The organism is Pseudomonas nicosulfuronedens, from assembly GCF_005877905.1.
Taxonomy (GTDB): domain Bacteria; phylum Pseudomonadota; class Gammaproteobacteria; order Pseudomonadales; family Pseudomonadaceae; genus Pseudomonas; species Pseudomonas nicosulfuronedens.
In genome coordinates, this window is the sequence record NZ_SWDV01000008.1 from 1 (window position 1) to 11,387 (window position 11,387).

Here is an 11,387-nt window from a genome sequence, read left to right on the forward strand (position 1 = left end):
CCCAGGGCCAAGATCCAGTACTAGAAGCAATCTGGCGACTTCAGAAGTACTTCCCATTGGCCTTCCCAACCATGTCCATCAAGGTCGAGGATTACTTCGCCCCCGAAACCTTCCAGCGTATGAAGGCGTTTGCCGACAAGCAGGAAACCCCCTTCGTTGTCATCGACAAGCAGACCATCGCCGATGCCTACGACCAGCTGACCGGCTGCTTCCCGTTCGCCAAGATCTACTACGCCGTGAAGGCCAACCCGGCCACCGAAATCACCGAGTTGCTGCGCGACAAGGGTTCGAATTTCGACATCGCCTCCATCTATGAGCTGGACAAGGTGATGAAGACCGGCGTGCGCGCCGAACAGATCAGCTACGGCAACACCATCAAGAAAGCCCGCGACATCCGCTACTTCTACGAGAAGGGCGTGCGCCTGTTCGCCACCGACTCCGAGGCCGACCTGCGCAACATCGCCAAGGCCGCGCCGGGCTCCAAGGTCTACGTGCGCATCCTCACCGAAGGCTCCACCTCCGCCGACTGGCCGCTGTCGCGCAAGTTCGGTTGCCAGTCCGACATGGCCATGGACCTGCTGGTGCTGGCCCGCGACCTGGGTCTGGTGCCCTACGGTGTGTCCTTCCATGTGGGTTCGCAGCAGCGCGACATCGGTGTATGGGACGCGGCCATCGCCAAGGTGAAGGTCATCTTCGAGCGCCTGAAGGAAGAAGACGGCATCGAGCTGAAGCTGATCAACATGGGCGGAGGATTCCCGGCCAACTACATCGCCAAGACCAACAGCCTGGAAACCTACGCGGAAGAAATCATCCGTTTCCTCAAGGAAGACTTCGGCGACGAGCTGCCGGAAATCATCCTGGAGCCGGGCCGCTCGCTGATCGCCAACGCCGGCATCCTGGTCAGCGAAGTCGTGCTGGTGGCGCGCAAGTCGCGTACCGCCGTGGAGCGCTGGGTGTTCACCGATGTGGGCAAGTTCTCCGGCCTGATCGAAACCATGGACGAGTCCATCAAGTTCCCGATCCACGTGGAGAAGGCGGGCGAGTTGGAAGAAGTGGTGATCGCCGGCCCGACCTGTGACAGCGCGGACATCATGTACGAGCACTACAAGTACGGCCTGCCACTGAACCTGGCTGCCGGCGACCGCCTGTACTGGCTGTCCACCGGCGCCTACACCACCAGCTACAGTGCGGTGGAATTCAACGGCTTCCCGCCGCTGAAGGCGTTCTACCTGTAAGCCTCGCCTCGATGAAAAAGCCCCGCCGATGCGGGGCTTTTTCATTATCTGCCGGCGGCGCTTTTCGTAGGGCGAATAACCTGGAACAGTTTATCCGCCGTCTCTGAATGGCGGATAACGCTGGCGCGTTATGCGCCCTACCAACTTTGTGGTGCGTGGGCGCCGTGTAGGAGCGGGCCATGCCCGCGATCGCGCCCATGGGGCGCTCCTGCAGGTGCGGGTGGTGCTTGGAAAGAAAAACGCCCCGCAGTGCGGGGCGTTTTACGGTGCGTCGGGAAGACTCAACCCTCGTTGGGCTGCGCCTTCACCGGTGCCTGTGCCGTGGCGGGCGCCTTGGTGCCGTCGGCGATTTCCTGCTGCGTCGCGGCCTTGTCCTGCGGCAGCTTGTCGAACTCGTGCAGGCCATCCTTCTTGTACGGATCGCCGATCCAGCGCGGGGCGGCGGCAAACTGCTCGTTCACCAGGCTCTTGGCCGGTTCGTAACGGTCGTAGCTCAGGCCCGCAAGGTCCGACAGGGTGTGGATCAGGTGCGAGCTGCTGTAGGAACGATTGGCCACTGCCTGCAGGTCGCGCGGGTGCTCGGCCTGCCAGCTCGGCGAAGTCCAGACCATGAACGGAATGGTGTACATCGGTCGGGTCGGGTCCATCTCGTTGCGGCCCAGGCGGTCGTGGTTGCCCGAGCTGTAGACCTCCTCACCGTGGTCGGAGAGATAGAGCATGAAGCCGTTGGCGTTGGCGGCCGAGTAACGCTTGATCAGGCTCGACACCACGAAGTCGTTGTAGCGCACCGCGTTGTCGTAGAAGTTGTAGGTTTCCACCTGGTCATCCGACAGGGCCGAGGGGGCGCCCTGGCGGTCCTTGAAGTAGGCGAACTCGTCCGGATAGCGGTAGCGGTAGTCCATGTGCGTGCCCAGCAGGTGGATCACGATGAACTTCTTCTGCGCCGGGTCCTTCAGGGCCTTCTCGAACGGGTCGAGCACCACGCCGTCGTACTGGCTGGCGTTCTGGTTGCGCTGGTTGTTCAGGTACGCCTGCTCGTCCGTCTGCTGGGAGAAGGTGGTGAGCATGGTGTTGCGCTTGGTCATCGTCTGCTGGTTGGTGATCCAGAAGGTCTTGTAGCCCGCCTGTTTCATCAGGTTGATCAGCGACGGATCGGTGAGGAAGCGGTCCGGGTTCTGCTCATCGCCGAAGGTGAGGATCTGCTGCATCACCTCGATGGTGTAGGGGCGCGGCGCGACCACGTTCTGGAACACGGTCAGGCCCTGGCCGCTGGCGGCAAGGGCGTCGAGGTTCGGCGTGGTGTCGCGGCCGTAGCCATAGAGGTGCATGTGCTGGCGAGTGGTGGATTCGCCCAGGACCAGCACCAGGGTGCGCGGCTCGTTACCGCTGCTGTCCTTGAGGTTCTGCAGGGGAGGCAGGGAGGCGTTCTGCTGCAGCAGCTTCTGCATGTTGTCCAGTTGCTGGCGGTACTGGACGTAACCCACCACCAACTGCCACGGAACCGCCGGCTCCATGCGCGACTGCACCTTTTCCACCGCCTGGGCGAAGGTACGCTCCTGGGTGACCATCTGCTTGTAGAAGGGATAGAACAGGTTCAGCACGACCAGCAACACGGCCAGCGGTATGCGGGCATAGGCCGGCATGTTGATCGGACGGATGCGCTTCCACAGCACCACGGCGACCACGGTGTAGGCCAGCAGTGCCAGGCACAGCCAGAGGCTGAAGTACTGGCTGAAGTACTCGCCGGCCTCGGCGGTGTTCGACTCGAACATCACGAAGATGACGCTCTGCGAGAACTCCTGCTTGTAAATGCCGAAGTAGCTCAGGCCCACCAGCGAGGCGCCCCAGAGCACCAGGCCGATGATGGCGGCGACGCCCTTGGTGAAGCGCGGCAGCAGCAGCGGCGGTGCGAGCCACAGGCTGCTGAGGAAGAACGCGTCACGGAAACCGGCGAAGCCAGTGGTGCCGCTGAACAGGATCAGCGCCTGGGTAACGCCGGAGAAGTACCAGAAGAACAGCAGGAGCCAGCCCAGGGCGGCCCAGTCCACGCGTTTGCGCGCTGCGGGAGATGTGGTGTTCGACACTTGCGCCTCGTCGTTGCCAGGCGGCTGCCGAAACGGTCCGGCAGCCAGATTAGCCGGCAAAGCTAGCAGGGTGGGCGTGAAAATTACGTCAAGGGGCGTCAGGCGACGCCCATCTGCTCGGCGAGGTGACGCAGGTCCGACTCGTCACCCAGTTCGGCGGCGCGCTGGAAGTAGGCCAGGGTCAGCTCGCGCAGGCTCGGCGGCATGGAGGCCGCCAGCTGCTGGCGGGCCACGCGCAGGAAGTTGAGGTTGCCGCCTTCCAGTGCGCGCTCCAGCCAGACGCGCGCGGCGGGCAGGTCGCCGCGCTCGGCGAGCACCGAGGCGTGGCTGAACTGGCCACGGAAGTCACCGGCCTCGGCCGACCGACGGTACCACTGGTGCGCCGCGTCCAGGTCGCGCGCTACCACCAGGCCTTCCTCGTGGAAGCGTCCGACGAGGTTCATCGATTTGGCGTGCCCCAGCGCCGCCGCGCTTTGGTAAAGCGCCAGCGCGCGGGCGTCGTTGCGCTGCACGCCACGGCCGGTGGAGAGCAGGTTGGCGAGGTTGTACATCGCCCAGTCGAGCTTCTGCTGCGCCGCTATCGCGTAATGGCGAGCGGCGGCGGCCTCATCCTGCGGGCAACCCCAACCGTGTTCGAGGCAGCGCCCGAGCATGTTGCGCGCCATGGCGTGGCCGCGTTCGGCAGCGATGCCGAACCAGGTCAGGGCCAGGCTGACGTCCTGCTCGATGCCGTGGCCGTCGAGGAGGATCTGCCCGAGCAGCGCCTGGGCTTCGAGGTCGCCCTCGCGGGCGCCGGTCAGGATAAGCCGGGCGGTCTGCCGCGGGTCATCGGCGAGTTGGCCGGTGAGGTCCTCGACATTGATTTCTTCAGTGCGACGCAGGACGAAACTCATGACAGATCAGACATCCACCCAGCGGCGCAGCAGGTTGTGGTAAGTGCCGGTCAGCTCGATCAGCGCCGGATGGTCCGGCACGTCGCGGGTCAGCGCCTGGATCGACTGGTCCATCTGGAACAGCAAAGCGCGCTGGCTGTCCTCGCGTACCAGGCTCTGGGTCCAGAAGAACGAGGCGATGCGGGCGCCACGGGTCACCGGGTTGACCTTGTGCAGGCTGGTAGCGGGGTAGAGCACCAGGTCGCCGGCCGGCAGCTTCACCTGCTGGGTGCCGTAGGTGTCCTGGATCACCAGTTCGCCGCCGTCGTAATCCTCCGGGTCGCTGAAGAACAGGGTCGAGGACACGTCGGTGCGCACCCGCTCGCGGCCGCCCTGGGCATCGCGTACGGCATTGTCGATGTGAAAGTCGAACGAGCCGCCACCGGTGTAGCAGTTGAACAGCGGTGGGAAGACCTTGCTGGGCAGGGCTGCCGACTGGAACAGCGGGTTGCTCCACAGGCGCTGCAGCATGGCTTCGCCGATTTCGCGGGCCAGCGGGTGGTCCTGCGGCAGTTGCAGGTTGTGCTTGGCGCGGGACGACTGGTAACCGGCGGTGACCTTGCCGTCGGCCCACTCGGCCTGTTCCAGGGCCGCGCGGATGCGCGCCACCTCATCGCGGGTGAAGACGCCGGGAATGTGCAGCAACATGGGCCGGTTCCATCAGTTTCGATAATTTGCCAATGATAATGATTTGCAACATATCGGTACAACCGGCATACCCCTACTTCCGACAGGGAGAAAGTGTAAAAGTTGTAAATCATGTGCGTATGGTAATGAATGTGAATTGATACAAATTCTCAGTTGCAATAAATTGCGCGGCCTTCATGAACCCCTGGGGAGGGAGTTTCGATGTCGCGTCAATCCACCGAGTTCGCCGGCAGCAAGCCGCGCCTTCTAGTCAGCGCTGTCGGCGTGGCGATCACCGCCATGTCCGGCGCTCAACTGGCCCACGCTGACGAAGCGCCGAAGAAGTCCGGCCAGGACGTGCTGTCCCTGGACGCCGACACCGTCGTCGGCAGCCAGCAACAGGACCCGACCACCTACAACGTCGAGAAGTCCGCGTCGAAGAAGTACACCGCGCCGCTGCTGGATACGCCGCGTTCGGTGACCGTGGTGCCGCAGCAGGTGATCAAGGACACCGGTGCGCTGACCCTGCAGGACGCCCTGCGTACCGTGCCGGGCATCACCTTCGGCGCCGGTGAAGGTGGCAACCCGACCGGTGACCGTCCGTTCATCCGCGGCTTCGACGCGCAGAGCGACACTTACGTCGACGGCGTCCGCGACACTGGCGCGCAATCGCGTGAAGTCTTCAACCTCGAGCAGATCGAAGTCAGCAAGGGTCCGAACTCTGCCTTCGGCGGCCGCGGCTCGGCCGGTGGCAGCCTGAACCTGATCAGCAAGCAGGCCAAGGCCGGCAACTTCACCGACGGCAGCTTCACCTACGGTTCCGACCAGACCCGTCGCTACACCCTCGACACCAACCAGGAATTCCTCGACGGCAATGCCGCGTTCCGCCTGAACCTGATGACCCACGACCAGAACGTCGCCGGTCGCCAGGCCGTGGATGCCAGCCGCTGGGGTATCGCGCCGTCCCTGACCTTCGGCCTCAACGGCCCGACCCGCGTCACCGTCAGCCATTACCACCTGGAAAGCGACGACACGCCGGACTCGGGCATTCCGTACGCCAAGAGTGCCGACCGCAGCAAGCACAACCCCGACAAGCCGGTGAACGTCGACCGCGACAACTACTACGGCCTCGAGGATCGCGACTTCCAGAAGAGCCGCATCGACACCAGCACCCTCACCTTCGAACACGACTTCAACGATGCCCTGAGCCTGCGCAACACCCTGCGCTACGGCACTGCGCACCAGGACTACATCTGGACCCAGCCCGACGACAGCCAGGGCAACATCAACAACGGGACCGTCTGGCGCCGCAACAACAACCGCATCAGCACCACCACCACCGCGACCAACCAGACCGACCTGTTCGGCGAGTTCTACCTGGCCGGCTTCAAGAACAGCTTCACCACCGGCCTGGAATTCACCCGCGAAGACAGCAAGCGCGACGGCTACACGGTGAACACCAACACCGGCTCCAGTGCCGGTGCCAACAAGTGCCGTCCGGCCATCGTCGGCGCGCCCAGCGGCTACAACTGCACCAGCCTGGAAAACCCCAATCCGCACGATCCGTGGAACGGCAGCATCGTCCGTAACTACAAGCCGCTGAACACCGTGGCCACCACCAAGGCCATCTACGGCTTCGACACCATCGACCTGAACGAGCAATGGCAGGTCAACGTCGGCGCGCGTTTCGACAGCTTCGAGACCACCGCGAAGAACCATGGCGTGAGCCCGACCACCAAGTTCGAGGACAGCTCCAGCTTCTGGAACTGGCAGGCCGGCGTGGTCTACAAACCGGCGCCCAATGGCAGCATCTACGCCTCCTACGCGACCTCCGCGACCCCGCCCGGCTCGATGCTGGACAACGGTGACACCGGCAACGCCGTGGATACCTTCGCGGTGAAGAACAACCTGGAGCCCGAAGAAACCACCAACTACGAAATCGGTACCAAGTGGAGCTTCCTCGACGAGCGCCTGGAGCTGACCGCGGCGATCTTCCGCACCGACAAGGACAACGCCCGGGTACTGGTCTCCAACCAGACCTACGACAACGCCGGCCAATCCCGCGTCGACGGCATCGAACTGTCCGCCAGCGGCAAGATCACCGACAAGTGGAAAGTGTTCGCCGGCTACAGCTACCTCGACAGCGAGCTGGTCAAGGCGGGCAAGTCCGGTCGTAGCGGCACGGTGAACGCCACCGCGGCCTCCAACGACGGCAACCAGATGCCCAACACCCCGGAAAACAGCTTCAGCCTGTGGACCACCTACGATGTCCTGCCCAACGCCACCATCGGCGGCGGCACCTTCTACGTCGACAAGGTCTACGGCGACGTGGCCAACACCATGTACGTCCCGGACTACTGGCGCTACGACGCGATGGCCGCCTACAAGCTGAGCAAGAACGTCGACTTCCAGCTCAACGTGCAGAACGTCTTCGACAAGAAGTACTTCGATAAGGCCTACGCCTCGCACTACGCGTCCCAGGCGGCCGGCCGCACCGTACTGCTGTCCACCAACTTCCACTTCTAAGGCCGCGCACCTCTGGCGACCTGCCCCGGCCGATGCTCCTCGACCGGGGCTTTTCTTTGTCCGGGGCTGGCGCCCGTTCAACGAAGGTAAGGCCAGGGTAAAGATTGTTAAATGGGCTGCGTTTGCGAGCCATTCTCATTAAAATGCCCGCCCTGCGTGATGGGTCTGCGAAGGTGAAACCGCGGTGTTGAAGAAAGTCCTGTTCCAGTTGCATTGGCTGTTCGGTATCAGCGCAGGTCTGGTGCTGGCGCTGATGGGCATCACCGGGGCGATGCTGTCGTTCCAGGATGAAATCCTGCGCGCCATCAACCCCGACAGCCTGGTGGTGGAAAAGCGCGCCGAGTCCGTGCTGCCCATGGACGAGCTTATCCGCCGGGTGGAGAGCGCCGAGCCGGGCAAGAAGGTGTCCTTCCTCTGGCTCAAGACCGAGGGCGTGGAATCCGCGCGTCTCTTCTTCACGCCGCCGCCGGGCCAGCGCCGTGGCGAATCGCTCTATGTCGACCCGTACACCGCAGAAGCTCTGCCCGCGCCCGTGGGCGAGGGCGCCTTCATGTTCATCATGCAGCTGCATCGCTTCCTCGCCGCTGGCGAAGTCGGCCAGCGGATCACTGCCGCCTGCACCCTGATCCTGGTCTTCTTCTGCCTCTCCGGGCTGTACCTGCGCTGGCCGCGCAAGGCGCTGAACTGGCGCATCTGGCTGACTTTCGACTGGCGCAAGAAGGGCCGCGCCTTCAACTGGGACCTGCACGCGGTGGCTGGCACCTGGTGCCTGGTGTTCTACCTCCTGGCCTCGCTGACCGGCCTGTACTGGTCCTACGAGTGGTACCGCAACGGCCTGTTCAAGCTGCTCGACGATGCCCCCGCCGGCCAGGCCAAGGGCGGCCAGCGCGGTGGCGGCAAGCGCGGCCCGGCGCCCGAGGGACCGCCGCCGGTGGTGGATGCCACGGCCATCTGGAACACCGTCGCGCAGACCGGCGGCCCCAACATGACTGCCTACAACCTGCGCCTGCCGCCGGTGAAGGGTCAGCCGGCCACCGTGTTCTACCTCCTCGATGACGCCGCCCACGAGCGCGCCTTCAACGAGATGACCATCGACCCGGCCAGCGGCAAGCTGCTCAAGCATCGCCGCTATAACGACAGCAGCGCCGGCAAGCAACTGCTCACCAGCGTCTATGCCCTGCACGTGGGCAGCTACTTCGGCCTTACCGGTCGCATCCTGATGATGCTCGCCAGCCTGGCGATGCCGCTGTTCTTCATCACCGGCTGGCTGCTCTACCTGGACCGCCGCCGCAAGAAGCGCGCCGCGCTAGCGGCCCGTGGCGGTCTGGAGAACACGGCCGGTGGTGCCGACTCCTGGCTGGTGGGCTACGCCAGCCAGAGTGGCTTTGCCGAGCAACTGGCGTGGCAGAGCGCCGGTCAGCTGCAGGCCGCCGGGCTGCCGGTACGTGTCGAGCCGCTGGGCAATCTGGACCGCGCGCAGCTGGAGCAGACCCGTAATGCGCTGTTCGTGGTCAGCACCTTCGGTGAAGGCGAGGCGCCGGACAGCGCCCGTGGCTTCGAGCGCCAACTGCTTGGCCAGACCCTGGGGCTCAATGACCTGCGCTTTGCCATCCTCGCCCTGGGCGACCGTCAGTACGAACATTTCTGCGGCTTCGCCCGGCGTATGCAGGGCTGGCTGCAGGGGCAGGGCGCGCGCCCGCTGTTCGATGGCGTGGAAGTGGACAACGGCGACGCCGCCGCGCTGCATGACTGGCAGGTGCGCCTGGCCGAACTCTCCGGCACCGCGCCGCAAGTGGCCTTCACCGTGCCAGCCTTCGAAGTCTGGACGCTGAGTGGCCGTGAGCACCTCAATCCCGGCAGCCAGGGCGAATCCACCTGGCTGTTGCGCCTGAGTGCGCCGAACGATTCGCAGATCGACTGGGCCGCTGGCGACCTGGTGGAAATCGTCCCGCGTCAGCCACAGTTCCTCGTCGCCCGCTGGCTCGCCCGCCTCGGCCTGGATGGCGCCGCCCAGGTGCAGGTGGATGGCCTGGCGATGCCGCTGAAGGACGCCTTGGCTGGCTGCCTGCTGCCGGCGAACCTCGAGCATCTGGTCGGCCAGCACGGTCAGGCGGTGTACGACGCGCTGATCAAGCTCTCGGTGCGCCAGTACTCCATCGCCTCGCTGCGCAGCGCAGGGGCCATGGAGCTGATCGTGCGCCAGGAGCAACATGCCGACGGCTCACTGGGCATCTGTTCCGGCTGGCTGACCGAGTACCTGCCCGAAGGCGGCAGCCTGCTGATGCGCCTGCGCCGCAACCGCAGCTTCCACCTGACCGAGGAGGATCGCCCGCTGATCCTGATCGGCAATGGCACCGGCATCGCCGGCCTGCGCGCACTGCTGCAGGCGAGCGTGGCCGAGGGCCGCTCGCGCAACTGGTTGCTGTTCGGTGAGCGCAACATTGCCCACGACTTCTACTGCCGCGAGGAACTGGAAGGCCTGTTGGCGCGCGGCGAACTGCAGCGCCTGGACGTTGCCTTCTCCCGCGACCAGGACGAGAAGGTCTACGTGCAGGACCGTCTGCGTGCCAGCGGCGAAGTGCTCGCCCAGTGGCTCGATGACGGCGCGGCAATCTACATTTGCGGCAGCCTGCAAGGCATGGCCGAGGGCGTCGATTGCGCGTTGCGCGAGATGCTTGGCGACGCCGAGGTCGAGGCGTTGCTGGAGAGCGGGCGCTATCGGCGCGACGTGTACTGATCCTGCGTTGGGTGTAGGTCAATCGCGACGAAGTGGCGTTTTTTTTGTAGGAGCGAGCTTGCTCGCGAGCAGATATCCCGGCAGCTCCGGAGCTGGCTGGGTTCGCGAGCAAGCTCGCTCCTACAGGGAAACACTGCACTGCGCTCCCGGCAGTTTCGTAGGGCGCATGAAGTGCCAACGTTATTCGCCCTACGCACAGCTCCTCAAATGGCACAAACAAAAAGGCCCCCGCGAATGCGGAGGCCTTTTTTGGCTATCGGGGCGCTTGAATCCAGCCGCTCAGATCCACAGGAACAGTGCCAGCACCGCCGCGAAGAAGCCCCACTTCTGCAGGTAGTACAGCTTGCGGTTGCGCTTCTTCAGCGCCTTGCCCTGCAGGCGGATCTTGTACAGCGAGGCGAAGGCGCGGTTGATGCCGCCGGTCTTGTCGCCCGCGTCGTTGGGGGATGCGGCCGCGGCCATCACATTGCGGCTGAACCAGCGGTTGAACGCCGTCACCCAGCCATACTTCAACGGGCGCTCGATGTCGCAGAAGAGGATCACCCGGTCATGGTCCGTGGTGTTCTCGGCGTAGTGGATGTAGGTCTCGTCGAACACCACCGCCTCGCCATCGCGCCAGTGGTAGCGCTCGCCGTCCACCTCGATGAAGCAGCCCGGATCATTGGGCGTCAGCAGGCCAAGGTGGTAGCGCAGCGAACCGGCGTAGGGGTCGCGGTGGCGCACCAGGCGCGAGCCCGGCGGCAGCTCGGCGAACATCGCCGCCTTGACCGACGGAATCTGCCGCAGCAGTTCGGTGGTCTTCGGGCACAAGGCGTCGGCGGACGGGTGGCTGTCGTCGTACCACTTCAGGTAGAAACGCTTCCAGCCGGTCTTGAAGAAGGAATTGAAACCCACGTCGTTGAGTTGGTCGGAGCGCTTGATGCTGCCGGCGTCGCGCAGGTGCAGGGCTTCGCTGCGGATGGCTTCCCAGTTATCGCTGAGCAGGCGCATCTCGGGGAATTCGTCGGTCGCCAGGTAGGGGCGGCTCGGCACCTTGGAGAACAGGTACATGAGGCAGTTGATCGGCGCCAGGAAGCTGGAGTGGTCGCTCAGCTGGCGCGTGAACTTATGGCGCACCCGCCCACGCAGGTGGACATAAACGATGCTCAGGCCGAAGGCGGCCAGGATGGCGGCTTTGATCATTCGGGGGTGGTATCCGTTACTACAGACCGGGGATAGTACTCCTCCTGAACGTGACTGAGTATTC

General features: G+C 64.4%; 7 protein-coding genes. 3 read left to right on the forward strand and 4 right to left on the reverse strand.

Annotated elements, in window-relative coordinates; genetic code table 11:
• Positions 1-71: 71 nt before the first annotated feature.
• Positions 72-1,235: a type III PLP-dependent enzyme gene (locus tag FAS41_RS08320; protein WP_045209531.1), complete on the forward strand. Its 1,164-nt coding sequence runs from the start codon at positions 72-74 to the stop codon at positions 1,233-1,235.
• A 281-nt stretch (positions 1,236-1,516) separates the two neighbouring features.
• On the opposite strand, the gene FAS41_RS08325 is transcribed toward FAS41_RS08320, so the two are convergent.
• The 3 genes from FAS41_RS08325 to FAS41_RS08335 all read right to left on the reverse strand — a co-directional run bounded on the left by FAS41_RS08325 (position 1,517) and on the right by FAS41_RS08335 (position 4,899).
• Complete coding sequence (locus FAS41_RS08325; RefSeq protein ID WP_138521157.1) at positions 1,517-3,319, reverse strand: phosphoethanolamine transferase CptA; 1,803 nt, start codon at positions 3,317-3,319, stop codon at positions 1,517-1,519.
• A gap of 98 nt (positions 3,320-3,417) precedes the next feature.
• Positions 3,418-4,212: a tetratricopeptide repeat protein gene (locus FAS41_RS08330; RefSeq protein WP_138521159.1), complete on the reverse strand. Its 795-nt coding sequence runs from the start codon at positions 4,210-4,212 to the stop codon at positions 3,418-3,420.
• A gap of 6 nt (positions 4,213-4,218) precedes the next feature.
• Positions 4,219-4,899 carry a Fe2+-dependent dioxygenase gene (locus tag FAS41_RS08335; protein ID WP_138521161.1) on the reverse strand — a complete coding sequence of 227 codons (681 nt, stop codon included), beginning with the start codon at positions 4,897-4,899 and terminating at the stop codon, positions 4,219-4,221.
• Between the two features lie 201 nt (positions 4,900-5,100).
• Between FAS41_RS08335 and FAS41_RS08340 the strand changes: the two genes are divergently transcribed.
• Positions 5,101-7,404, forward strand: coding sequence for a TonB-dependent receptor (locus FAS41_RS08340; protein WP_138521163.1), 2,304 nt, complete (start codon positions 5,101-5,103; stop codon positions 7,402-7,404).
• A 187-nt stretch (positions 7,405-7,591) separates the two neighbouring features.
• Complete coding sequence (locus FAS41_RS08345) at positions 7,592-10,141, forward strand: sulfite reductase flavoprotein subunit alpha (protein ID WP_246084846.1); 2,550 nt, start codon at positions 7,592-7,594, stop codon at positions 10,139-10,141.
• A gap of 279 nt (positions 10,142-10,420) precedes the next feature.
• Here FAS41_RS08345 and lpxO read toward each other — a convergent pair whose 3' ends face one another.
• A complete protein-coding gene (gene lpxO / locus FAS41_RS08350; RefSeq protein WP_138521409.1) occupies positions 10,421-11,320 on the reverse strand; it encodes a lipid A hydroxylase LpxO in 900 nt (299 codons plus the stop codon).
• Between the last annotated feature and the right edge of the window lie 67 nt (positions 11,321-11,387).

What these genes read in the sequence shown, in the direction of transcription:
- FAS41_RS08320 (WP_045209531.1), top strand. Translation starts at nt 72, where the DNA reads ATGTCCATCAAGGTCGAGGATTACTTCGCCCCCGAAACCTTCCAGCGT.
- FAS41_RS08330 (WP_138521159.1), bottom strand. Translation starts at nt 4,212, where the DNA reads ATGAGTTTCGTCCTGCGTCGCACTGAAGAAATCAATGTCGAGGACCTC.
- FAS41_RS08335 (WP_138521161.1), bottom strand. Translation starts at nt 4,899, where the DNA reads ATGTTGCTGCACATTCCCGGCGTCTTCACCCGCGATGAGGTGGCGCGC.
- FAS41_RS08340 (WP_138521163.1), top strand. Translation starts at nt 5,101, where the DNA reads ATGTCGCGTCAATCCACCGAGTTCGCCGGCAGCAAGCCGCGCCTTCTA.